The organism is Arthrobacter sp. B2I5 (assembly GCF_030816735.1).
Taxonomy (GTDB): Bacteria; Actinomycetota; Actinomycetes; order Actinomycetales; family Micrococcaceae; genus Arthrobacter.
This window is the reverse complement of sequence record NZ_JAUSYF010000001.1, coordinates 3,172,851-3,197,286: the sequence shown is the minus strand read 5'-3', so window position 1 is coordinate 3,197,286 and position 24,436 is coordinate 3,172,851. Positions and strand designations below refer to the sequence as shown.

At 65.8% G+C, this 24,436-nt stretch carries 19 protein-coding genes; 6 read left to right on the top strand and 13 right to left on the bottom strand.

What is annotated here, in order from left to right; translation table 11 throughout:
• Positions 1–28: 28 nt before the first annotated feature.
• On the bottom strand, positions 29–2,215 hold the full coding sequence (locus tag QFZ60_RS14865) for a bifunctional diguanylate cyclase/phosphodiesterase (protein WP_307091391.1): 2,187 nt from the start codon (positions 2,213–2,215) through the stop codon (positions 29–31).
• 146 nt (positions 2,216–2,361) lie between these two features.
• Entirely contained in the window at positions 2,362–2,631 is a 270-nt protein-coding gene (locus tag QFZ60_RS14860; RefSeq protein WP_056332502.1) for a GlsB/YeaQ/YmgE family stress response membrane protein, read from the bottom strand.
• A gap of 244 nt (positions 2,632–2,875) precedes the next feature.
• Here QFZ60_RS14860 and QFZ60_RS14855 point away from each other — a divergent pair, with 244 nt between their 5' ends.
• Positions 2,876–3,739, top strand: coding sequence for an HAD hydrolase family protein (locus QFZ60_RS14855; protein ID WP_307091389.1), 864 nt, complete (start codon positions 2,876–2,878; stop codon positions 3,737–3,739).
• Between the two features lie 30 nt (positions 3,740–3,769).
• Here the strand turns inward: QFZ60_RS14855 and QFZ60_RS14850 are convergent, their stop codons facing one another.
• Positions 3,770–5,140, bottom strand: coding sequence for a UDP-glucose/GDP-mannose dehydrogenase family protein (locus QFZ60_RS14850; RefSeq protein ID WP_307091388.1), 1,371 nt, complete (start codon positions 5,138–5,140; stop codon positions 3,770–3,772).
• Positions 5,137–6,294, bottom strand: coding sequence for a glycosyltransferase family 1 protein (locus tag QFZ60_RS14845; protein WP_307091387.1), 1,158 nt, complete (start codon positions 6,292–6,294; stop codon positions 5,137–5,139). The genes QFZ60_RS14850 and QFZ60_RS14845 overlap by 4 nt, the downstream gene beginning before the upstream one ends.
• Before the next feature lie 259 nt (positions 6,295–6,553).
• On the opposite strand from QFZ60_RS14845, the gene QFZ60_RS14840 reads away from it, so the two are divergent.
• On the top strand, positions 6,554–7,411 hold the full coding sequence (locus tag QFZ60_RS14840; RefSeq protein ID WP_307091386.1) for a PRC and DUF2382 domain-containing protein: 858 nt from the start codon (positions 6,554–6,556) through the stop codon (positions 7,409–7,411).
• A 439-nt stretch (positions 7,412–7,850) separates the two neighbouring features.
• The gene (locus tag QFZ60_RS14835) at positions 7,851–9,167 is read left to right on the top strand and encodes a DUF6350 family protein (RefSeq protein ID WP_307091385.1); all 1,317 of its coding nucleotides are present in this window, start codon (positions 7,851–7,853) and stop codon (positions 9,165–9,167) included.
• Positions 9,168–9,181: 14 nt separating this feature from the next.
• On the opposite strand, the gene QFZ60_RS14830 is transcribed toward QFZ60_RS14835, so the two are convergent.
• Positions 9,182–9,613, bottom strand: a complete 432-nt coding sequence (locus QFZ60_RS14830; protein WP_307091383.1) for a hypothetical protein — start codon at positions 9,611–9,613, stop codon at positions 9,182–9,184.
• Positions 9,614–9,652: 39 nt separating this feature from the next.
• Here QFZ60_RS14830 and purN point away from each other — a divergent pair, with 39 nt between their 5' ends.
• Entirely contained in the window at positions 9,653–10,234 is a 582-nt protein-coding gene (gene purN, locus QFZ60_RS14825; RefSeq protein WP_307091381.1) for a phosphoribosylglycinamide formyltransferase, read from the top strand.
• 1,182 nt (positions 10,235–11,416) lie between these two features.
• Here purN and QFZ60_RS14820 read toward each other — a convergent pair.
• On the bottom strand, positions 11,417–12,769 hold the full coding sequence (locus tag QFZ60_RS14820) for an MFS transporter (RefSeq protein ID WP_307091380.1): 1,353 nt from the start codon (positions 12,767–12,769) through the stop codon (positions 11,417–11,419).
• A 144-nt stretch (positions 12,770–12,913) separates the two neighbouring features.
• Here QFZ60_RS14820 and purH point away from each other — a divergent pair, with 144 nt between their 5' ends.
• On the top strand, positions 12,914–14,599 hold the full coding sequence (purH, locus tag QFZ60_RS14815) for a bifunctional phosphoribosylaminoimidazolecarboxamide formyltransferase/IMP cyclohydrolase (RefSeq protein WP_307091378.1): 1,686 nt from the start codon (positions 12,914–12,916) through the stop codon (positions 14,597–14,599).
• A 188-nt stretch (positions 14,600–14,787) separates the two neighbouring features.
• Here purH and QFZ60_RS14810 read toward each other — a convergent pair whose 3' ends face one another.
• The gene (locus QFZ60_RS14810; protein ID WP_307091376.1) at positions 14,788–14,961 is read right to left on the bottom strand and encodes a hypothetical protein; all 174 of its coding nucleotides are present in this window, start codon (positions 14,959–14,961) and stop codon (positions 14,788–14,790) included.
• On the bottom strand, positions 14,945–15,934 hold the full coding sequence (locus QFZ60_RS14805) for a serine protease (protein WP_307091374.1): 990 nt from the start codon (positions 15,932–15,934) through the stop codon (positions 14,945–14,947). Before QFZ60_RS14805 ends, QFZ60_RS14810 begins: the two co-directional genes overlap by 17 nt.
• 330 nt (positions 15,935–16,264) lie before the next feature.
• On the opposite strand from QFZ60_RS14805, the gene QFZ60_RS14800 reads away from it, so the two are divergent.
• Positions 16,265–18,484, top strand: a complete 2,220-nt coding sequence (locus QFZ60_RS14800; RefSeq protein WP_307091373.1) for an NADP-dependent isocitrate dehydrogenase — start codon at positions 16,265–16,267, stop codon at positions 18,482–18,484.
• Positions 18,485–18,575: 91 nt separating this feature from the next.
• Here the strand turns inward: QFZ60_RS14800 and QFZ60_RS14795 are convergent, their stop codons facing one another.
• The 5 genes from QFZ60_RS14795 to QFZ60_RS14775 form a co-directional block, all read right to left on the bottom strand.
• The gene (locus QFZ60_RS14795; protein ID WP_307091371.1) at positions 18,576–19,091 is read right to left on the bottom strand and encodes a hypothetical protein; all 516 of its coding nucleotides are present in this window, start codon (positions 19,089–19,091) and stop codon (positions 18,576–18,578) included.
• Positions 19,088–20,356 carry a serine/threonine-protein kinase gene (locus QFZ60_RS14790; RefSeq protein WP_307091369.1) on the bottom strand — a complete coding sequence of 423 codons (1,269 nt, stop codon included), beginning with the start codon at positions 20,354–20,356 and terminating at the stop codon, positions 19,088–19,090. Before QFZ60_RS14790 ends, QFZ60_RS14795 begins: the two co-directional genes overlap by 4 nt.
• Positions 20,357–20,641: 285 nt before the next feature.
• The gene (locus QFZ60_RS14785; protein WP_307091367.1) at positions 20,642–22,072 is read right to left on the bottom strand and encodes a hypothetical protein; all 1,431 of its coding nucleotides are present in this window, start codon (positions 22,070–22,072) and stop codon (positions 20,642–20,644) included.
• A 91-nt stretch (positions 22,073–22,163) separates the two neighbouring features.
• Complete coding sequence (locus tag QFZ60_RS14780) at positions 22,164–23,123, bottom strand: hypothetical protein (RefSeq protein WP_307091365.1); 960 nt, start codon at positions 23,121–23,123, stop codon at positions 22,164–22,166.
• Between the two features lie 204 nt (positions 23,124–23,327).
• Positions 23,328–24,398, bottom strand: a complete 1,071-nt coding sequence (locus tag QFZ60_RS14775; protein ID WP_307091364.1) for a Gfo/Idh/MocA family protein — start codon at positions 24,396–24,398, stop codon at positions 23,328–23,330.
• Positions 24,399–24,436 lie beyond the last annotated feature (38 nt).

Genomic DNA, 24,436 nt, shown 5'->3' with positions numbered 1-24,436 from the left:
AAGCAGCCCCGGTTGCGGGCCACCTGCTTTAGCGCCCCTTCAAAGCGTTCAGCGCTTCCTCCGCGTGGCGCAGTGCCTGGCCAAGCCGGTCCCCGGGCTCCGGCAGTGAGAACAGATAGCCCTGCAGCGAATCGCATTCCAGGGCCGCCAGGTAATCAGCCTGTGCCACCGTCTCGATCCCTTCCGCAGTGACGGTCAGCCCCAGGCTGTGCGCCATGTTGATCATGGAACTGAGAATGGGCAGGCGTTCGTTGCCGGTCCGCACCATGGACACGAACGACTGGTCGATCTTCACCGTGTCCACCGGCAGGTCCTGCAACCGGCCCAATGAGGAGTAACCGGTGCCGAAGTCATCCAGTGCCACCCTTGCCCCCGCGTCCCGGAGCGTGCTGAGCTGCCGGATCAGGCTGCAGTCGGCGTCGAAGAACACACTCTCGGTGACTTCCATGACCAGCTGGTAGGGGGCCACGCCGCTGGCTTTCGCGAGCCTCAGGACGGTCTCGGCGAAGTCCGGTTCCTGCAGCTGGACGCCGGACACGTTGACAGCCAGGGAGCGCGAGGGATCCTCGCTGAGCCACCGCGCCAACTGCACCATTCCGGAAGCCATCACCTCGGCCCCGATTTCGCTGATCAGCCGGGTGCGCTCGGCCAGCGGGATGAAGATCGACGGCGGCACCCGCTCGCCGTCGCGGTCCCACCTTGCCAGTGCCTCCAGTTGCACCACCTGTCCCATGCGGTGCGACACGATGGGCTGGAAGTCCACGGTAATTTCGCCGCGCGGAACGGCCAGCCGCAGTCCGCTCTCCATATGCGTGCGCTGCACCAGGGCTTGCATCATGTCCGGGTGGAAGCGCAGGAACCGGTTCTTGCCGGCCGCCTTGGCCGCATACATCGCGATGTCCGCGTGCCGCAGCAGTTCGGACGGACCAACGCTGTCCTGCCCCAGGGAGGCGAGGCCCAGGCTCAGGCGCGGCCGCAGGACCGTGCCGTTGATGGTCACGGGGACGTGCAGGCAGCGCACGATGCACGCCGCGATGGCGTCGGCGTCCGGGCACGCCGTCAACAACACCACGAACTCGTCCCCGCCCAACCGTGCAACCACGTCTGCGGTGGGGACGCACCCGCGGAGCCGGCGTGCCACTTCGATGAGCATGTCATCGCCTGCCTGGTGGCCAAGGATGTCATTGACCTCCTTGAAGTCGTCCAGGTCGAGAAGCAGGACGTCCACCGTCTTCAGCCGGGGTTCCAGCAGTGCTTCGGCCAGGGCGTCGTTGAACACTGCCCTGTTCGCGAGCCCGGTCAGCGGGTCCTGGAACGCCATGGCCCGCAGCTTCTCAGCCTGGACGGCCAGGTCCATCATGGCCCGGTGCGCCTGTTCCTGCGCTTTCCGCCGGGGCGTGACATCGCGGAAGCTCCATACCCGGCCGACGATTTTTTCCCCCACCCGCTGGGGGCGGGAATACCGTTCGTACGTACGGCCGTCCCTGAACTCAACCACGTCATGGCTTTCGGCGGCCGGGTCCTCCTGGAGTTCGCCGAGCCGGGCGGTGAAGGCCACAGGATCCGCCACCTGCTCCACGATGAGCCGCATGACCGGTTCTTCGCTCTCCGCTTCCATCAGTTCCGGCCGGATACCCCACATGCTGAGGAATTGATCGTTAAAACCTGCCACCCTGCCGTCATTGCCCATCACCAGGATGCCGTCGGCAGTGGATTCCAAGGTGGCCGTCAGCAGGGACATCGCCTCCCGCAGGCCCTCGTCTGCCTTGCGGTGTGCCGTTCCGCGGGCGGAAAGCAGCAGCCGCGCTGCGGAGGGCGCAACCTGTTCATCCGGTTGCACCGCCGGTCCAGGCTCCCCTTGAGTGTCGGCCGCGGTTGGCTGGGGAAGGAGTGCGGCGGCCACCTCGATGGGGATCTCGGCGCCGTCGTGGCGCAGCCCCATGATCTCCCGCGGCCGCGGATACGCCTCCGGCTCTGCAAGGAGTTGGTGGAACAACATGCCCACCTCGTCACGGAAGCCCTCGGCGATCAGTTGACGGTGGTCCCTGCCGGAAAGAGCTTCCCCGGCGAAGCCGAAGAGCCTCGCTGCTGCCGGATTGGCCGCAAGAATGATGCCCTCTGCGGTCAATGCCAGCAGCGCGTCCGGGCTCGCGTCCATGACCACGCCAAAGGTTTGTAATGCCACATTGTTGGCACGGCCCATAAAACTGGTCATCACACCACCCCTTCGCCATCATAAAGGCCATCCGCTTGAATTGGGCGGGTACCGGGGGCCATAAATTAAGCCACGTTGGACGTAAAAAGCGCCGTCCTCCTTTTGGGGAGTCCGGCGCTTCTTACTGAATTATCTATGTGCTGCGGCTACACCCGGCGGCCGCTGCGGTTGGTGACTGCTCCGTAGATCAGGAGAACGATGATGGAACCGAGGATGGCCAGCAGCCACGTCCTGAGATCGAAGAATTCGGCCAGTCCACCGCCAAAGATGAGCGATCCGATCCAGCCGCCCAGGATGGCTCCGACGACGCCGAGGACCAGGGTCACTACCCAGCCGCCGCCTTGGCGACCCGGCAGGATGGCCTTCGCAATGGCTCCAGCAATCAGGCCCAAAATGAGAAATCCGATAATGCCCATGTTGCCACTCCTTGTCAGTAAGTTGTGCCGGGCCCCCATTTCCGGTTCCATCATTCAATCAGCAGGCTTACTACTGTGCAAGACTTTGAATATCACAGGATGACTGTCAGTTTCGCGGCAGGAATGCGGATCTTTTATTCAGGACGGCGGAATGGAGCGGTGTCTGCCAATAGAAGAGTGGCCGCTAAGGGAACAGGGTCGGCCGATAGGATGCAAGTCCTGGATCAGACCAAGGAGTGCAGGCATGCCCAGTCAGACCGCCAGGCCCCGTGCCATCTTTCTCGACATCGACGGAACGTACGCCGACCACGGGCTCGCTCCGGCAGCGCATGTGGACGCGGTGCGGACCGCCCGGAAACTCGGACACCTGGTTTTTGTCTGTACCGGCCGGCCACTGTCCATGGTCCCCGCGCACATCCTGGACGCGGGGTTTGACGGCACCATCACGGGGGCCGGTGCCCGCGTGGAGGTCAACGGGGAGATCCTGAAGGACGCCCGTTTTGAGCCGGACCTGGCGGCCCGCATTGTGGAGGCCCTGGATGCGCACCACGCCGCCTACATCCTGGAAGCTCCGGAGGCCCTGCACGGACGGATCGGGGTGGACCGGCGGCTGAGGGAGGTGCTGGGCCCCGTCTTCGCCGGGCGTCCACAGCACGACGGAGTCCTCAGCACGGACGTGGATCCGCTTGAGGACATCCTGGGACCGATGCAGTACAGCGATGACCTCCGCAGCATCTCCTATGCCAAGGTCTCCTGCTTCGATTCACCGGTACCCTTGAGCCACCTGATGGAATCCTTCGGTCCGGACGTGGGGCTGATCCCCAGTTCCCTGTCGGCGCTGGGTGACCGCGCGGGGGAGATCTTCATGGCCGGCACCCACAAGGCGGTGGGCATCCAGGCGGTGGAAGCCCGGCTCGGCCTGGACAGGGCGGACATCATTGCCATCGGCGACAGCGCCAACGACATTGAAATGCTTGAGTACGCTGCCGTCGGCGTCGCCGTGGAGGGCGGTCATCCCGCCGTTCTTGCCGTGGCGGACAGGATCACCGCCCCTCCCGCCGGTAACGGCCTTGCGCTGGCCTTCGCCGAACTCGGGCTCCTGGGCTAAACGAGACTGGTTTGGAGCGCCGGGCGGGCCTCAACCCACCGCGGGTACCGTGACCGTCGCCCCGGCGGGGGTGCCAATGCCCCGCACTGCCCAGCCTTCTTCCTGCCACGCCGCCGCATCCAGCACGTTCCGGGCATCCAGGACCACCCGCCGTCGTACCTGCCGGCCGGCCACCGCGGGACAAAGCTGCCGGTACTCGTCCCATTCGGTGAGGAGCAGCATCAGTTCGGCGCCCTGTAACGCCCTCCCCGTCGACGCCTCGAAGCGGAGGCGCGGGTAGCGGCGCCAGGCAAGGTTCACTGCTTTGGGGTCCGTGACGGTGACGCTGGCCCCGGCGGCGGCCAGCCGGTCCGCCACATCCAGTGCAGGGGAATCCCGGATGTCATCCGTATCGGGCTTGAAGGAGGCACCCAGGACGGTGATCGAGCGCCCGGCCAACGAACCGCCGCACAATTCCGTGGCGAGGTTGACTGTGCGCTCACGCTGGCCAAGGTTGACCGCATCAACCAGGCGCATCCAGTCCTGCACCGCCGGCACGCCAAGTGTGGCCGCCTGGGCGCGGAAGCTCCGGATGTCCTTCGGCAGGCAGCCGCCGCCAAAGCCCAGCCCCGCGTGCAGATACCCGCCGCCGATCCTCGGGTCCAGCCCCATCGCCTCGCTGAGCTCCGTCACGTCCGCGCCTGCAGCATCGCACAGCCCGGCCACGGCATTGATGAAGCTGATCTTGGTGGCCAGGTACGCATTCGCAGCGGACTTGATGAGCTCTGCCGTGGCAAAGCTGCAGACCAGGCGGGGGATCCCGGCTGCCAGCAGGGGTTCATAGACCGCATCCAGCGCTGCCGCCACCCCCAGCGGTGCGCCGGTTGCCGCGTCGAAGGCAGCAGGCCGGCCGCCCTCCACGCCATAGACCAGCCGGTCCGGCACCAGCGAGTCCTTCACGGCGGTGCCCTGCCGCAGGAACTCGGGGTTCCAGCCGAGCAGCACGTCGGGGCGCGGCGCCAGGATGCCGCGGAGCATGTCCACCGTTCCAACGGGCACGGTGGATTTGCCCACGACGACGGCGCCCGCAGCCAGGTGCGGCAGCAGGGTTTCGAGGGCGGAGACCAGGAAGGTGAGGTCGGCGGCGTCGGACGTCTTGTCCTGCGGTGTCCCCACGCACAGGAAATGCACCTGCGCATCGCCCGCATCGCCTGGATCGGTGGAGAACCTCAGCCTCCCCGTGGCGCGGCCGTCCTCGAGGAGCTCATCCAGCCCGGGCTCGTGGAACGGCGCGGCACCCTGCGCCAGCTGCCGCACCTTCCCGGGGTCGACGTCGATGCCCACCACCTTGTGGCCCATTGATGCAAGGGTTGCCGCATGGACAGCGCCCAGGTACCCGCAGCCGATTACTGAAATCCTCATGACGATGCTCCTGCCCTGGAAGTCCTATGCGGGGATGCCGGAACCGCCGCCATGACGTCCCGGTAGTGCTGGACGAGTTCGGTGCACAGCGCCGGCCAGGTCCTGTCCTGCACCGAGGCGTGGGCGGCGGCCGCGAATGCCCGGCGCTTGGCGTCGTCGCCCATCAGGTCCTGCACCCTGGCGCGCATGGCGGACAGGTCGCCCGGTTCGTACAGCCACCCGGTCCGCGAATTCTCCACCAGGTCCAATGGGCCGCCGCGCCCCGTGGCCACTACCGGAACACCAGATGCCATGGCCTCCTGGATGGTCTGGCAGAAAGTTTCGAACTCGCCGGGATGGACGAACAGGTCGAAGGATGCCACCGCCCGCGCCAGCTCCCCGCCGCCCAGAAAACCGGTGAACACCGCGCGGGGGAGTGCATTCTCCAATGCTGTCCGCTGCGGCCCGTCGCCCACGATCACCAGCCTCGTGTTGGGCATGCCGGCCAGGGCGGCCAGGTCTTCCACCTGTTTTTCCACCGCCAGCCTGCCCACATAGCCGATGATCCGTTCGCCGTTGGGGGCCACTGAGGCCCGCCACCCGTCGTCGCGCTTTTCCGGCGAGAACCGTGCCGTGTCCACACCCCGCCGCCACATCCGCACCCGCGGGATGCCCCGGCCGCGCAACTGGTTCAGCGCGAACGTGGAGGGCGCCAGGGTGCGTGTTGCCAGTAAGTGGATGTTCTCCACCCGGTTCCAGGCCCAGTTCTCGAGGAAGGGCACACCGTACCTGGCAGCGTAGCCGGGGACTTCGGTCTGGTAGATCGCCACGGTGGGAATCCCCAGCTGGCTGGCGGCCTGGGCCGCGCGCCAGCCCAGCACGAACGGCGAGGCAAGATGCACCACGTCGGGCGCGTACTCGGCAAGGATTCGCTTGACCCGGTACACCCCTCCCAGTGCCACCCGCACGTTCGCATACCCTGCCAGCGGAACTGCTGGAAGCCTGTGGACGTCGGCGCCTTTGACCTGGGCCGCCGGCTCGCCGTCGTGGGCGGAAGGTGCGATGACCAGAACTTCGTCGCCCAGCTCCTGGAGATGGTCCAGGACCCGCAGGATGGAGTGGGTGACACCATTCATCAACGGCAAAAAAGATTCGGCAACAATTGCGATCCGCACCCCTCAACCGTGGGCGCCTTCCTTGAAATGGCGGGGGAGAAAGCGTTACCCGAAGGCGAAGCCCGGGTGAACAACTGGCCGCCCCGATCAAAAATATTTAGTAAGTAGGCTTGGCATCTGATGCTAAGCATGCTTACGGTAGTGGGGCAGTCAGCGCAAAGCCTCAAGCAGCCGGGGCGGAAGCCGGGCGTCGGGGACAACCCGCGCCAGGACATCCATTGCTGGCAGACCCAGTGCAAAGACACATCCAAGGAGAGTCATGCTCAACAGGGAAAATCTTGAAAACCTGCTCACCAAGGGCGGCAACGTCGTCGGTTCCGATGGCACCAAGATCGGTTCGATCGGACAGCTGTACGCGGACGACGACACGGGTGAGCCCACATGGGTCACGGTCAAGACCGGCCTTTTCGGCACCTCGGAGTCATTCATTCCGGTTGAGGGTGCACACAACCAGGGCGAAGACCTGGTGGTCCCGTACACCAAGGAACACGTCAAGGACGCTCCCCGCGTAGACGCCGACGGCCACCTCACCCCCGAGGAAGAGGACCGGCTGTACACGTACTACGACCGTGGCGCACGGACCTACACCGAGGCAACGTCCGGCACGGCAGGAGACGTCGACCTGCAGGGCGACGCCGACCTGAACGCCGGCACACCCACGGCAGGCATCACGTCCGATCGTGACACCTCCGACCGGGATACCTCCGCCCGGGGAGCGGTTGGCCACGACACCTCCGGTCCCACCACGGATGACGCCATGACGCGGTCCGAGGAAAAGCTGCACGTGGGCAAGGAACGCGAGGCCACCGGCCGGGCACGCTTGCGCAAGTACGTCACCACCGAGAACGTCACCAAGACCATTCCGGTGGAGCGCGAAGAAGTCCGGATTGAGCGTGAGCCCATCACCGACGCAAACCGCGGTGCCGCGTTCGACGGACCTGACATCAGCGAGGAAGAACACGAAGTGATCCTCCACGAGGAGCGCCCCGTCGTTGAGAAGGAAGCTGTTCCGGTGGAGCGGGTCCGGCTGGACAAGGACGTTGTCCGCGACGACGTCACGGTCAACGAGGAAGTCCGCAAGGAGAACATCGAGACAGACGGCGGCACCCGCCGCTGACCTGGACGGGGGCCTCGGCCCCCGTTCGGCGGGCCCGCTGGTTGAACCAGCAGCCCTGACACGGTGAACGGCGCCGGGAGCCACCTTGGGGGCTCCCGGCGCCGCAGTCGTTTAAAACGCTGGTGCAGCCGCGCCGATGGCGGTGGCTGCACCAGCCAGTAGGACGAATATCTTCAGAACTTACGGTTCATCTTTCATTCGCGGCTCCTGTTTTCCCGGTTTACGGAATCCGGGTCCTTGGCTGGCGCCGTGTCGAAGGCGGTGGCCAGCAGAAATCGCAGTACGCCCTCGGCGGGGTTTCTGGTGTTGGTTGCTACCAATTTTACGGCGGGGGTTCGGAAAAAGCGCCGGCCTGCCGGTCATTTGATTGTTCATCCGTGGCCGCGTGGAGCCTGTCGTTCGCGGGCAGAGCGCACCCGGCGTGACACCATGGAACACGATGAAACTGCGCGCTGACCAGACCGGAGACCGTGGCCTTCCCATGCCGTTGTGGCTGCAGGGCGGCCTTGAAACGGCGCAGGCAGCCATCATTTCTGCCTTGGCGGTGGTGGCGCCCATCGTGGCTGTCTGGGCCACTGCCGGTTTCCAAAACGGCCAATTCGAGGCCCTGGCGCGGCTGGCCGGCCAGTCCTGGCTCCTGGTCCACGGCGTGCCCCTGGAGCTGGCGGGAGCGGGACCCGAAGCGGCTTCGCACGGGGGAACCGGTGTCCTGAGCCTGATTCCGCTGGGCCTGACCCTGATTCCGTTCCTCCTGGCCTGGCGTGCAGGCCGCCGGCTGGCCCGGGCCTCCTATACAGACCAGCTGTGGCAGGCCCTTTTGGGATCGTGGGTGGTCTACGGGGCGTTCGGCGCTGCCACCGGATTCGTCTGCCGCAATGCCGACGTCATCATCAACCTTTGGTACGCGCTGCTGGTTCCGCTGGTTCCGTATGGGCTCGGCATGGTGATTGGGGCCCGCAGGGAGGCAGGCTCCTGGAGCCGGCTCATCGGGGTCGACGCCGTGGACTGGATTTCGCGTACCAGCCAGCATTCCCGCTGGGCGGGTTCGTACTTTGCATCGGCGGCGAAGGCAGGGTTCGTGGCGGTGATGTCTGCGCTTGCTCTGGCAGCAGGGCTGCTGGCTGTTGACCTGTTCATCCACTGGAACCTTGTGGTGTCTGTCTATGAAGCGCTCGACGCCGGGCCGGTGGGAGGTGCCGCCCTCACCATCGCGCAGCTCGGCTTCCTGCCCAACCTTGTGGTCTACGCGCTCGCCTGGACTTCCGGCGCCGGATTCGCAATGGGAGTGGGTTCCCAGGTGGGTCCACTTGGCACCGCCGTGGGGCCGCTTCCGTCAGTCCCCGTCCTGGCGGCCATCCCGTCGGGCCCGCTGGACTACGCCTTGGTGGCCATGATCGTCCCGGTGCTGGCCGGCGTCATGGCCGGCTGGTGGTTCCTGCGGGAGGGGGAAAACCATTTTGACGAGTGGCTGGCCATCAAGATCCACGCCCGCTGGTTCACCGCGGCTGTCTCCACCCTGGTGCTTGGCGTGCTCGCCGGCCTTGCCGCTGGCCTGCTGACCATGTGCCTGGCCTGGGTTGCCCGGGGCTCAGCCGGCGTGGGCCGCCTGACAGCCATCGGACCCGACCCGCTGTGGACGGGACTGTGGGTGGCCGCCGAGGTGGCTGCCGGCGTCGTGATTGGCTACGCGGCCGGACCCTGGCTGGAACGCGAGAAGACCGCGGCAGTGGAACAGGACGCCGAGCTGGTTCACTAGGGCTCAGTCCGGGGTCAGCGCACCTTGGTGGGCAGGACTTCCTGGAACTGCACCATGCATGCGTGGGTGGCCCGGTCCGTCAGGGCGCGGCCAAGGCAGGCCTGGTACTCGCGGACCTGGTCAAAGAGGACCACGGTGGTGGCAATCAGCAGCACCATGACAGCCGCAACCACCAGGCCCGAGATGGTGCCGAAGAGAACCAGCTTGGATTCCTTCAGCCGGACTGCCCGCACCAGCAGGACAATTCCCAGGACCAGGCCCGCGGCGGTGAGCACCGTGGTCAGCCACAGGTAGCCCACATCCAGCTGGTACACAAAGAAAGCGCCGAGCACCGAAACCACGAACATCCGGAACAGGGTATGGGTCTTGGCAAGCGACGCTTTTGCCGCCTCGCTGAGCGGTGCCCTGACCCGCTGTTGCCCGCTCCGGCCCGGTTCGCTGTTCATGTTTTCCAGCGTACGCGAGCCTGCACCTAAGCTGGACCAATGCGTATCGTCGTCCTCGTTTCCGGCACCGGGTCCAATCTCCAGGCAGTTATCGACGCCGTCAAAGCCGGCGAACTGCCCGTGGAGATCGCGGCCGTGGGCGCGGACCGCGAAGGAACGTACGGCGTCGAACGGTCGGCTGCGGCCGGCATCCCTACATTTGTGGTGGACTTCAAGGCCTACCCGGACCGCGCCGACTGGAACGCCGCCCTCACCGAGGCCGTGGCCGCCTACAAACCGGACGTGGTGGTGTCCTCCGGATTCATGCGGATCGTCAGCCCAAGCTTCATCGACGCGTTCAACGGCAGGTACCTGAACACGCACCCTGCGCTGCTGCCGGCATTTCCCGGTGCCCATGGCGTGCGTGATGCGATGGCGTACGGGGTGAAGGTCACGGGCTGCACCGTCCACTGGGCAGACGCAGGCGTGGACACGGGTCCCATCATTGCCCAGGAGGCCGTGGCCATCCAGGACGCGGACACCGAGGAATCCCTGCACGAGCGCATCAAGGTGGTGGAGCGCCGGCTCCTGGTCTCCACGCTGGCCGCCCTCGCCGCCGACCCCTCGTTCTCCACCTCCTAGCCGCCGGCCCAACACCCCTCACCCCTCACCCCTCACCCCTCCCTCCCCCAACTAGGTAGCAGCAGATGTCGGAATAGAGGCGCAAACGGACACCTGCTGCTACCTGGTTGGGGGCGGAGGACGCTCCTGTGGATAACTTCAGCAGCTCCGCCAGGAAATTTGCCACCATGAGCCATGAGAACTCCGCGGCCTATGCCGGACGTGCTGCCTTCCGGCGCCTTCACCTTCCAGGAAGCGGCCGACGCCGGGGTTACAGTCGGACGGCTGCGGCACCATTCGCTGGCCACACCGAGCAGGGGGATAAGGCAGCCGCTGCACCCTCCGCTTCCTGAGCTGGAGTCGGTGGTCCGGCCGTTGACACTGGTCACCGAGTTCAGTGCTGCCTCTCATGCGACAGCCTTCACCTTGTGGTCCTTCCCGGGGTTCCTGCCGGGGAAAGACGACCCAGTCACCCACATCTCCAGGCCGGACACCACGGCGATTCCGCGCCGCGGCGGAGTCCGGGGGCACCGCGGCCAGTTCTTTGCGGATGAGATCGTGACTCACAACGGACTCCTGATCACCTCGCGGGCAAGGACGTGGTTGGACTGTTCCCGCAAGATGAGCATCGAAGAGTTGACCGTTGTGGCCGACCACCTCCTGCGGATCCCGCGACCGGAGCTCGAGGGCAGGTCCGGGCCGTACGCCACGATGGAGGACCTGGAGGACATGCTGGACCGGCACAAGGGGACACCCGGCATCAGGAAGGCACGGGTTGCCCTGGAGCGGGCGCGGGTGGGCTCGGATTCCGCGCAGGAAACCAAACTGCGGCTTGCACTGGAGGACGCGGGCCTGCCCGAACCCCTGCTGAACGTGCGCACGGACCTGGGCGCCGGCGTCGTACGTCAACCTGACTTGAGCTACCCGGAACTGAAGACCGCCGTGGAATACGACGGCGAGGGACACTCGGAGGCGGGACAGGTTGTTCGCGATATTGCCCGCGATGAGGATTTTTCCCGGGCAGGCTGGCTCCTTGTAAGGATTTCGAAGCGGCATATGGAGCGCGACGCACGGCCCGCTGTCGGAAAAGTCCATTCGGCACTGCTCAGCCGCGGCTGGTCGCCCCAACTAGGTAGCAGCAGATGTCGGAATACGGGCCTAAAACGACATCTGCTGCTACCTAGTTGGGAGGGGAGGGGCGGGTCAGTCGAGGCGGCGCTGGCGGGTTTCGGGGGAGAAGAACGCCATCCACAGGACAGATGCCAGCACCAGGGCTCCGGCCAGCGCAAACGACGTGGCCAGCCCGAGCTCGGGCCAGAAGTAGTTCGCGAAGATCAACGGGCCAAAGCCGGCGCCGAGGCGCGAGAACGTGGACGCCCAGCCGAACCCTGTGCCCCGCAGTTCGGTGGGATAGAGCTCGGAGACATACGCATAAAGCACCGGGATGGCCACCTGCACCACGAACCCGAACACCAGCAGCCAGAACACTGCTGCCGTGGGGATGTCCACTACGAACGCCACGATCACCAGGGTCAGCGCGGACAGCGGACCGGTGATGGCCAGGATCCATTTCCGGCCCACGCGCTCCACCAGAAGTGCCGCCACCACCACGCCAAGGAATCCGACGGCGGCCATGGAGGCTGTGGTGACGAATGCCTTGTACTCCGCGAAGCCCGCCCCGATCAGGATGCGTGGCATCCATGTCAGGGACAGGTAGTACACCAGCAGGATGCTGAAGAACAGGGACCAGGCTGCGGCGGTGATTTTCCAGTTGAATTGCCATACCGAGCGCAGCTGGGTCCAGGCGCTGCCGGCGGAGAGCCGCGGGACGTCCCCGGCATCGGGAAGGCTGTAGGCGCGTGGCTCCGCACCGGTTGCTTCCACCAGTCCGTCGATGATGCGGGCTGCTTCCTCGCGCCGGCCCTTTCGGATGAGGAACAGCGGCGATTCGGGCACGCTGCGCCGGACCCAGAAGACCAGCAGGGCGGGCAGGACCATCACCAGCATGGTCAGGCGCCAGTCACCGTAGAGGGCCACCAGTCCGGCGGAAACAAAGCCTGCCAGGGCAGCGCCGATGGGCCACCAGCCGTCCATGGCTGTCAGCACTTTGCCGCGCTGCTTCCGCGGCGTGAACTCACCCACCAGGGCATAGTCCACGGGTATACAGCCACCCAGGCCGAACCCTGCCATGAACCGGAAAACGCAGAACCAGACGAAGTCCGGGGAGAACGCGCCGAACACCGTGAACACGGAGAACAGCAGGAGGGTGGCCGTGAAGGCCTTCTTCCGTCCCACGGTATCCGCGATGGTTCCCCAAATGAAGGCACCGAGTGCCATGCCGATCAGGTTGGCCGTGCCCACCCAGGCCGCCTCCCCTGCGGAGAGCGACCAGTGCTTGGACAGCAGTGGAATCAGGATGCCGTTCAGGGTCACATCCCAGGCATCGAACATGAAGCCGAGGCCCCCGATCAGGAAGATCCTGCCCTGGACTTTCCATCGCCAGGGCAGTTCCTGGACCACCTGTTCGCCGCTGGGCACCGTGGTGTAAGTATTCATCGCCGCCTCCTGTCCAAAACTCTAGCCCGGCCCCACCCCGTTCACACTCCGGGGGCCACGCCGGGCAACCCGCGCCCTTCGCGATAAACTGGCCGTATCCCCACCAACCGCGGCCTTGTACCGCGAGATAAGACGGAGACATTTGTGAGCTTCACGCAGCATGAGCGCGTATCCATTGACCGTGTACCCATCCGCCGGGCCCTGATCTCGGTTTACGACAAAACCGGTCTGGAGGAGCTCGCCCAGGGCCTGCACGCAGCGGGCGTGAAGCTCGTCTCCACCGGGTCCACGGCCAAGAAGATCGCCGCCGCCGGCATCCCCGTGCAAGAGGTGGAAGAGGTCACCGGTTCACCCGAGATGCTGGATGGCCGCGTCAAGACACTGCACCCGCGCGTGCACGGCGGCATCCTGGCGGACCGGCGCGTCCCGGCCCACATGGAAACCCTTGCCAGCATGGACATCGAAGCCTTCGACCTGGTGGTGGTGAACCTTTACCCGTTCGTGGAGACCGTCAAGTCCGGTGCCGCGCAGGACGACGTCGTGGAACAGATCGACATTGGAGGCCCTGCCATGGTGCGGTCGGCCGCCAAGAACCACGCCGCCGTCGCCATTGTGGTGGACCCGTCCTTCTACGGCCAGGTTGTCACCGCGGCCGCGGAAGGCGGCTTCGACCTGAAGACACGACGGCGGCTGGCCGCCAAGGCGTTCGCCCACACCGCTGCCTACGACAACGCCGTGGCCACCTGGACTGCCAGCCAGTTCCTGGACGAGGACGGCGACGGCGTCATTGACTGGCCCGCCTACGCGGGCCTGTCCCTGGAACGCTCGGAAGTCCTGCGCTACGGCGAGAACCCGCACCAGCAGGCTGCGCTTTACGTTGACAAGGCCGCCCCGGTGGGCATCGCCCAGGCTGACCAGCTGCACGGCAAGGCCATGAGCTACAACAACTTCGTGGACGCCGACGCCGCCCTGCGCGCCGCCTACGACTTCAGCGAACCCGCCGTCGCCATCATCAAGCACGCCAACCCCTGCGGTGTGGCAGTTGGCTCCAAGGATGCCGCGGACCCCATCGCCGATGCCCACGCCAAGGCGCACGCCTGCGATCCCGTGTCCGCGTTTGGTGGCGTCATCGCCGCAAACCGCACCGTCACCGCCGGCATGGCCAACACGGTCAAGGACATCTTCACCGAGGTTGTCATCGCCCCCGGCTTCGAACCTGAAGCCGTGGAGATCCTCTCCAAGAAGAAGAACATCCGCCTGCTCGCCCTCCCCGAGGGCTACGGCCGCTACCCCACGGAGTTCCGCCAGGTTTCCGGCGGCATGCTGGTCCAGGTTGCGGACAAGGTGGACGCCGACGGCGACGACCCCGCCAACTGGACCCTCGCTGCCGGCGAGGCCGCAGACGAGAAGACCCTCGCGGACCTCGCTTTCGCCTGGACCGCCTGCCGGGCCGCCAAGTCCAACGCCATCCTCCTCGCCCAGGACGGCGCGGCGGTGGGTATTGGCATGGGCCAGGTCAACCGCCTCGATTCCTGCCGGCTGGCCGTGGAGCGGGCCAACACGCTGGGCGTCACGGTGGAGTCCGACGTCGAAGGTGCCGGCGGTGCGTCCAACGCCAGCGGTGCCGCCGCACCCCAGCGTGCCCGCGGTGCCGTGGCCGCCTCCGACGCGTTCTTCCCGTTCGCCGACGGCTTGCAGATCCTGATCGACGCCGGTGTCCGCGCCGTGGTGCAGCCCGGCGGATCCGTCCGCGATGAAGAAGTGATCGCGGCAGCCAACGCCGCCGGCATCACCATGTACTTCACCGGCGCCCGCCACTTCTTCCACTAAATGGATCGATTGCTCCCCACCGGCTCCCTAGCCTCGCAAGCTCGGCCAGGGAACCCTGCCGGTGTGGGCCCACGTAACTGTCGTTTTCCCGGCGCATAACGACAATTGCAGAGCAGTCGATGAAGTAGAACCAACGACGGCGCCCGCCCCCTTCGAAAGGGGACGGGCGCCGTCGTCGTTGTGCCGGGTTAGTCCTGGTCATCTGGACGCGGGCCGGGATCCGGAAGCTGAATCTCCCGGGGCTTGGCCTCTGCCATCCGCTGCCTGGTCCAGTACTCGAGGACCTCCTCGTGGGTCTGGGTCAGGTCCACGTGGCTGACAGGGTCCTCGTCGTGGTTGGGTTCCTTAGGACTTTGCTGCACTGGCGTAGGTGGACTGGATGACGGAGCCCCAGTACGGGCCGTACATCACGGCGGAACGGTTGTAGCCATAGCTGTTGATGGAGTTCTGCACGCCGGCAGCCCCGGTGGAGGAGCTCGTCTGGATGAACCACGGGCCGCCTGAGGAACCGCCTGTCATGTCGCAGGGGATGCCCTGGGTGTTGAACTGCGGGTTGTTGGGATCGTTGCTTGCCTTGCCGGTGCAGCTCTTCAGGGTCTCGCCGTTGAAAGGTGCAGCGGCCGGGTAGCCATAGGACTTGTAGGTCAGGCCGCGGGCCTGGTTGAAGGCGACGCCGGACCCGCCAACGACGGACGTCAGGGTCTGGTTCTTCGCGTTGCGGTTCAGCACGGCAAAGCCTGTGTCGTAGGTCATGTCGCCGTTGGAGACCCACTGGCTCGGAGCGTACAGGGCCCGTGCAGACCACTTGCCATAGGGCGCCGCGCCGTTTTCATAGGCAGGAACAAAGATGAAGTTGGTGGCGTACGCGCCGGGGCCTTCGTTCACGCAGTGTCCTGCGGTGGCGACCGTGCTGCCGTTGGTGGAGGAGACGGCGTTGCCTGAGCAGACGTAATTTGAGCCAGCCAGGGTGAAGAACACCTTGCCGATGTGGCTGACCGGCTGCTCGCTCTGGGCCGTGGCAGTTGTGGTCCCCGTGCCCTTGGTGCCCTTGGTGGAGGACGGTTTGCCTTTCTCCACGAGCGCAGCGCTGGAACGGTTGCCGCGTTCGAGCGCCTTGCCCGCGAGTGCGTCGCCCGGGAGGGCGCTCTGCATCCGCTCGGGCGTCCAGTAGTCAGCCGCGCCGGCGGCGTTCAGGACAGCACTGGTGACGGACGGGTTTTTGTCGTCGTCCGCCGCTGCAGGCGCAGCCGTGGCAGCACCCGCGCCGGTGAGAGCCAGAACGGTGGCTGCGGAGAGGCTCAGGAGGGCGGAAGCCAGAGACCTTGTGCTTGTCATTGTTGTCCTGTCTGAACGGGGAAAAGGCCTGGAAAGGCCAAGTGTGACCCTGCGAATTTATCTCTTTCATGACAGGTTTGTAAATAGTAGTGACGTATCATGTATGGCTGCGCGGCCGGGAGAGGCGGCCCTGTCCCGCGGACGCCCAGGTGCGCCGCGCACCTCGGTTCCTGCCGCCGTCGCCCGTTCTCCATCGCTGTAATCCTGCCCGCCGCAGGGGTAACGCTGGGACTCCGGTACGGTTCAAGGCGGCGTCCTCGGGTAAGTTGTACATGGTGAAATAGACCGAATTTTTCACAACCAAGCCGACCCACAGGGAGACGCCCGCGCATGTCCAAGATTATCTACACCCACACCGACGAAGCGCCGATGCTGGCTACCTATTCGTTCCTGCCAATCATCGAGGCGTTCGCTTCGACAGCAGGTGTGGAGGTGGAGACCCGCGACATTTCGCTCGCCGGCCGCATCATTGCCCAGTTCGGTGATTACCTGACCCCCGAGCAGCAGATCGGTGACGCCCTTGCTGAACTCGGTGAGCTGGCGAAGACGCCGGAAGCCAACATCATCAAGCTGCCCAACATCAGTGCCTCCATCCCGCAGCTGAAGGCCGCCATCGCCGAGCTGCAGGGCCAGGGCTACGCGCTGCCGGACTACCCGGACAACCCCTCCTCGGATGAGGAAACCGCCGTCCGCTCGCGCTACGACAAGATCAAGGGTTCGGCCGTGAACCCGGTCCTGCGCGAAGGCAACTCTGACCGCCGTGCGCCGCTGTCCGTCAAGAACTACGCCCGCCAGAACCCGCACTCCATGGGCGCCTGGACCCCTGACTCCAAGACCAACGTGGCCACCATGGGCCAGGACGACTTCCGCTCCAACGAGAAGTCCGTCATCATCGAGTCCGAGGGCACCATCGCCATCCAGCTGGTCCGCGAAGACGGCTCCGTGAAGGTCCTGAAGAAGGCCTTCCCGGTCCTGGCCGGCGAGGTCATCGACGGCACCGTGATGCGCGCCGCCGCCCTGGACGAATTCCTGAAGGCACAGGTTGCCCGCGCCAAGGAAGAAGGCGTGCTGTTCTCCGCGCACCTCAAAGCCACCATGATGAAGGTCTCGGACCCCATCATCTTCGGCCACGTAGTCAAGGCCTACTTCACCGAACTCTTCGACACCTACGGCAAGCAGCTCGCTGCAGCCGGCATCAGCCCGAACAACGGCCTTGCCGCGATCCTGAGCAGCCTCGAGGACCTGCCCGAGGATGTGCGCGACGGCGTGCAGAACCTCATCAAGAAGGGCCTGGAAGACGGCCCCGCCCTGGCCATGGTGGACTCGGACAAGGGCATCACCACCCTGAACGTCCCCAGCGACGTCATCGTGGACGCCTCCATGCCTGCCATGATCCGCAGCTCCGGACACATGTGGGGCCCGGACGGCAAGGAAGCGGACACCCTGGCCGTCCTGCCGGACAGCTCCTACGCCGGCATCTACCAGGTGGTTATTGACGACTGCCGCGCCAACGGCGCCTACGACCCCACCACCATGGGCACCGTGCCGAACGTTGGCCTCATGGCGCAGGCAGCGGAGGAATACGGCAGCCACGACAAGACCTTCGAGATCCAGGAAGCCGGCAAGGTCCAGATCGTGGACGGCGCAGGCAACGTCCTGATCGAACACGAGGTGGCCGAAGGTGACATCTGGCGCGCCTGCCAGACCAAGGACGCCCCCATCCGCGACTGGGTCAAGCTGGCCGTCACCCGTGCCCGCGCCTCCCAGACTCCTGCCGTGTTCTGGCTTGACGAGGAACGCGCCCACGACGCCAACCTCATCGCCAAGGTCAACGAGTACCTGAAGGACCACGACACCGAGGGCCTGGACATCCAGATCATGTCCCCGGTCAAGGCCATCGCCTTCACCCTGGAGCGCATCCGCAAGGGCGAGGACACCATCTCCGTCACCGGCAACGTGCTCCGCGACTACCTCACGGACCTGTTCCCCATCCTGGAACTGGGCACCAGCGCCAAGATGCTTTCGGTTGTTCCGCTGATGAACGGCGGTGGACTCTTCGAGACCGGTGCCGGCGGTTCCGCCCCGAAGCACGTCCAGCAGCTGCTCAAGGAAAACCACCTCCGCTGGGACAGCCTGGGTGAGTTCCTGGCACTGGCCGTCAGCTTCGAACACCTGGCCACCACCACGGGCAACGCCCGCGCACAGGTCTTGGCCGACACCCTGGACCGCGCCACGGGCACGTTCCTGCTCGAGAACAAGTCCCCGAGCCGCCGGGTGGGCGAGCTGGACAACCGTGGCAGCCACTACTTCCTGGCCCGCTACTGGGCGGAGGAGCTGGCAAAGCAGACGGACGACGCCGACCTGGCCGACGCATTCAGTTCAGTCGCCAACGAGCTTTCCTCCAAGGAGGAAGCGATTGTGGGCGAGCTGGCTAAGGTCCAGGGCTCACCCGTGGACATCGGCGGCTACTACCGCCCGGAGGACGCCAAGGCTTCCGCCGTGATGCGTCCTTCCGCCACTCTCAACGAAGTCATCGCCAGCCTCGCGTAAGGCCGGCCGCTGCTGCGGCAGCTGCGAAAAAGAGGCGGTGCTCCGGATTGCTCCGGAGCACCGCCTCTTTTCTATGCGCTCTGTGCCGGGGCTAGTCCTTGCCCTTGCCCTTGTCGCCGTTGTTGTTCTTGCCGGCGTCGGCACCATTTCCCCCCGCGTTGCCTTGGGCGGGCGCGGGAGCCGGCGCGGGGGCTGGCTGGGGTGCGGGCACCTCGGCGGTGGGGGAGGGACTTTGAGCTGCCTGGCCGGTCCGGGCATCCTCGGCGGCTTTTGCTGCCGCCTGCTGCGCGTCAACGGCTTCCTTGAGGTCCGCACGGACAGCGGTGGCCACGGTGGTGATGCTCCGGCGCCGCTCCTCGGACACCTGGCCCTTTGCCTGAAGCGCCGAGAGGTCCGTTTCAAGACCCTCCAGCGCCTTCAGTGCCGTTGCCGGATCATTTTGGGACGACGCCTGGGTCACTTCCAGCACCCGCGCCTGGAGTTGTGCCGCTGCCTCGCGCTTCAGGCCGCTCCCTGGTCCGGCGCACGCGCTGAGCAAACCCGCCGCCAGGAGGGTCGCCGAGCAGGCCAGGACCATCCGGCCGCGCATGGCATACCGCAAGGTCACGGCTCAACACTCTTCTGGAGCTCCTGCAGATGGTCGCCCAGCACGCCGGTCACCGTGGGGTAAGGGACGACGTCGGCCGGCGGGGCGGAGAGGCTCATCATCACCGCAGCGGCGGCTGCAGCAATCACCAGGGCACCGAGCACGACGGCCAGCCAGATGCGTTGGGTCCGGGACAGGCGGGATTTGCGGGGAACCTTTCTGGCGGAGGGGCTGTTAGCCACTCCGGACGCTGCCGCTCCAGAAGCAGATGGCGGGGCCGCAGGCCGGCCGCCGGGTGCTGGATCTTCAGCCTCCGCGGCTGCTGCCGCTTCGCGCACCTCTTCCACTGATTCTTCAGCAGTGATGGAGGGCGGGTGAAAGGGCATGGCCGGAAGTACGCGCGTGGTTTCCGGTACCAGTTCGCCGGGCGTTGATGCGGGCGAAACCAGGGCCTGGCGCAGCGCCGTCTCAATGTCAGCGGCCGCAGGCCGTTCCAGCGGCTCGATGGCAGTCATGGAACGAATGAGGTCGGCCCATTCCGCGGGGACGTCGTCGGGGATTTCCGGGGCGCGGTGGAGCCGGGCAACGGCGGATTCCACTGCACTGCCCGGATACTCAACGGTGCCCTTGATGCACTCCAGCAGCACCAGGCCCAGGGAGTAGATGTCCGTGGCTGAAGACAGTGGTTTGCCGAGGGCCTGCTCGGGGCTGAGATAGGCAGCCGTGCCTACCATCGTGCCGGTGGCCGTGAGCCGGGTGGAATCCACGATCCTGGCGATGCCGAAGTCCGTGAGCTTGGGCCGCAGCGGCTCGCCCGGGCGGATCTGGACCAGGAGGATGTTCCCAGGTTTGATATCGCGGTGGATGATGCCCAGGCCGTGCACGTATGCCAGTGCATCGGCGATGCCCGCGCCGATGACGGACAGCTCCTCCAGCGGCACCCTGCTGTGCCGGATGCGGCTGCGCAGGTCCTGGCCCTCGACGAGTTCCATGGTCAGGAAGGGGCGGGGCTCGTCCGGAATACGGTCATCGATTCCGGCATCGAAGAGCGTCACGAGGCCCGGATGGTTCAAGGTGGCAAGGAGCTGGATTTCGGCTTCCTGCCGCTTGAGCTCTTCTGCGTCTGGAGCCTGGGGAGCGAAGAGCTTCAACGCCACGTCACGGCCCAGTTTTTCGTCGTGAGCGCAGTACACCGATGACATTCCACCGCGGCCTACAACTTCGCCCAAACGGTAGCGACCGCCGACAACTTCATTCTTGATGGAGCTAGGCGATTCCGCCACCATGACCGTTCCTCCCGGTGCGCTGCGGCACTGTCGTACCTCAAATTATACGGGCGCTCCGGTTAAACCAACGATTGACCTAGGCTTTCGCCTTGCGCAGGCCGACGGCCCGGCGGCGATTTGAAACAGCTTCGCCGCCGGACCATTGGCTACAAGGACATGTGTGCTGAAGACATGTTTTGTACTGTTGCTTGGTTGTTTGTGTCGGGTCTCCTCCTTTCGCCAGCCCGCTGAATGCTGCCGCTTCAGGCGCGTGTACGGGCGGTTTCCGCTATTGCCTTGATGTTTCTAGGACACCTTGCGCTTACGGAGCATCAGGAGTCCGCCTGCCAGGATCAGCAGGGCCAGGGGAACCAGCGATCCGTCCCAGCCGGTCTTGGCCAGGCCGGTGTGGGCAGAACCCGTATTGGCAAGGGCAGGGCTTCCGTTGGCCGGAGTGCTGCGGGGTGCTGTAACCGTGCCGATGGCTCCGCTCACCGCGGTGGAGCCTGCCGGGGCCGCCGTGAAGTTGCCGCTGCCAGCGGTGCCGGTGCCGCCGTTGCCGCTTGCGGAACCATCGCCGGCAGTGGTGCCGCCGTTGCCGGCAGGGTCACCTGAACCCGGAGTACCGGTACCTGGAGCAGTGGTTCCTGGATCAAGGGTGCCAGTGTCACCGCTGGTGCCGTCTCCCGGGTTGGTGGTTCCCGGATCAGTGGTGCCGGGTGCGTTCGTCCCCGGGGTGCCCGTGCCGCTGTCACCACCAGCTCCGATACCCAGGTCAATGCCCAGGTCCACAACAGCATCCAGTCCGCCGGTACCTGCAGTTCCGGTACCGGGACCAGCTCCAAGATCAACCACTGCGTCGACTCCACTTGCCACGTCACCGTTGGTGACACCGCCAATGGCTAGATCCACGGCTGCATCAACGGTGGTGCCAAGCCCGTTGGTATCACCGCTGGTGATGCCGCCGAGTCCGAGGTTTACGGCTGCGTCGACGGCGAGGTCTGCCGTGGTGGCGTCCGTGGTCCCCGTGCCCGTGTCCGTGCCTCCGAGGCCGAGGGTGACGTCGGCTGCGGCGGCCAGGTCGGTGGTGCCGGTGGTGGCGGGGTCGGTGGTGATGCCGCCGAGCCCGAGGTTTACGGCTGCTTCGACGGCGAGGTCTGCCGTGGTGGCGTCCGTGGTCCCCGTGCCCGTGCCTCCGAGGCCGAGGTTGATGTCGGCTGCGGCGGCCAGGTCGGTGGTGCCGGTGGTGGCGGGGTCGGTGGTGATGCCGCCGAGTCCGAGGTTTACGGCTGCGTCGACGGCGAGGTCTGCCGTGGTGGCGTCCGTGGTCCCGGTCCCGGTGCTCCCGAGGCCGAGGGTGACGTCGGCTGCGGCGGCCAGGTCGGTGGTGCCGGTGGTGGCGGGGTCGGTGGTGATGCCGCCGAGTCCGAGGTCTACGGCTGCGTCGACGGCGAGGTCTGCCGTCGTAGCGTCCGTGGTCCCCGTGCCCGTGCCCGTGCCTCCGAGGCCGAGGTTGACGTCCACTGCGGCGGCGACACCCGTTGAACCGGTCGGCGTTGGGTCACCCAGCAGGCCCAACGACGTCGATTCGGAAGGTGCCGCCGCCGAGATGAGGGCGGAGGCGGAAAGATCCGTCCCGCTGGTGGTGTCCGCTGCGTTCGCGGCAGCGCAACCGAAAGCCAGAAGGCCGCCGGCAAAGAGGGTGCTAAGAAGCCCCCTGCGAAGGGTGCAGTTCATGATGGATACTCCTGAAAAGTTGAGGTTGTTCGGGCGCAGCTCAGCTGCCCGTAAAGCCACATGCTGCCCAATATTGGGCAGGGTGCCTCAACTAGTCAGGGGAAGAACCGGGGTCGAATGACACCGGTGCGGGAGCGTGCTCAGACGCCTCGATGGCGGGAACAGCGCCCGGACGTTCAAAACCAAAGCCGAAAGGGCTAAGCCATGCAGCGGCACCGGACAGGCTGCCGGAAGACCCGCCACTGCCCGCGCCCGATGCCGGGGATGGAACCTGGGCAGGCAGCGGGGCCTGGTCAACGGGAAGGGGCTCCTCATAATCCGGAGCAGCGGGCACAGATACTGCAGTTCGTGGGCCAGAAGTGCCTGCCAGGACTGAAACGCCTGACGCTTCCGATCCCGGGTTGCCGCCGGTAACCTGCCCGGAATCCGGGGAGCCCGCGTCAACATCCGCCTCCGCTGCCGTCTCGGATGCTTCCGGAAGTGTTTCCACGGCTGCGCTCTGAGCTGCGGCGGAATCAGGGATTACCCCTGCCGGAAGATCCACGGGCACCGCGCCAACGGGCGGATCCGGAAGGGGGAGGGGCAGTGGAGCAGTGCCGGTCAGAAGGTCGGAAACCGGTTGGAGCACCGGCTCGAGAACCGGAAGGGCATCTGCTGCAGGGGCTACAACAACCTGCGCCACGCTGGTCGTCACGCTGTCGGCAAGCTCAACAACGGGGGCGGAGACCGCGGAAACAGTTCCCGCCGGAACCACCTGGTCCACGACGGTAACGGCGGCAATGAGGTTATCTGCCAGCCCAGAAACCGGGGTTACTACAGGCTGCACCAAGCCGGGTCCTGCAGCAGGTCGCGGCGCAGCCGGTGAAACCGAACCTGCAACATCCTGGACCAGCGATGAAACCGAGCTGGTGACATTGCCGAACAGCGACGAAGAGTCAGGACCGGAGTCGGCGGATGCTCCCGTTGACGACAGCGTCAGCCAGGTGACTGCGGCTGCTCCGGCAAGGATCACCGGGCGCAGGGCACGCCATGGCGAACTGATACGAGCCATGCATACCACCCCCCCAGTGACCGGTGCAATCTATGCCGTCTAAATGGTAAGACTGCTTTTTACTTGAAGTCCAGAGAACTCTCAAGGGAATTTACAAATGGCGGGAAAAGCAGCGCTACGTGTCACGGGCGAAAGCAGGAAGTCACATGCGTGACGGTCTTGGGAAAGCCGGGTTCGCCGCCGTCGTTCGTCCTCGCGTGCCCGCTAATGGCTGTCGTTGGGGTAGCTCACGCCCAGTTGGGCGCGAACGCCGTCGAACAGGCGCATGGTGTTCAGTGTGTCTTCAAGCGGCATCACCGGGCTTTCGGTCAGCCCCTGCTGGACACACCGCATGACTTCGCGCAGTTCGTAGGCGTAGCCTTTGCCGACCACGTCAAAGGTTTCGGTCCGGCGCTCTTCCCATCCTTTGGTGATGATGAGTTCGCGGGGGTTGTTGATGGAGCCGACGCTCTGCAGGAAGCCCAGGCTCCCCGCGACGGTTGCCGTGCGCGGGCCGTGGGCCAGGAGCGAGGAGGTGAGCTGGACCTGGGCCGCGTGGCCGTAGCCGAGGGTCATGGCGTTCTGTGCATCCACGCCGTCATCGTTGACAAAGCCGGTGGCGCTGACTGTCTGGGGAAAGCCAAGGGTGCCCAGCGCCCACAGGAGCGGGTAGACGGACAAATCCAGCAAGGCCCCACCGCCGTCCTTCCGGGCCCACAGCCTGGCTGTGGGGGAGTACGGCGCCGGGAATCCCAGGTCTGCGGTGATCCAGTGGATGTCTCCCAGTTCACCTGAAGCTGCGATCTGGAACGCCCGCTGCATCGAGGGCAGGAAGCGGCTCCACACCGCCTCCATGAGGAACAATCCGCGGCTGCGGGCAAGGTCGATGAGCTCCGATGCTTCGCGGGCGTTGATGGTGAAAGCCTTCTCGCAGAGCACATGCTTGCCGGCATTGAGGGCAGCGAGGACAATCTCATGGTGCTGTGCGTGCGGCGTGGCGACGTAGACAACGTCCACGGCGTCATCGGCGAGCAGGCGCTGGTAGCCGCGAACACCGCCGTCGTCCCCGTAGGCCTTTGCAAAGTCGTAGGCCACGGCAAAAGCGTCGGCAGTGTCCTGTGTCCGGGAGCTGACCGCATACAACTCGGCGTCTTCAAGCAGCGCGAGGTCCTGCGAGACGGCGCGGGCGATGCTGCCCGTCGCGATAATTCCCCAGCGAAGGCGAGCACCGGTAGCAGAACGCGGATCCTGGTCGGGCTGGCTGGAAAGCCATGGCGTGGCGATGGGAGCAGTCATAGCTGCAATCCTGTCACAGCGGCGGGGGAGGCACGGGG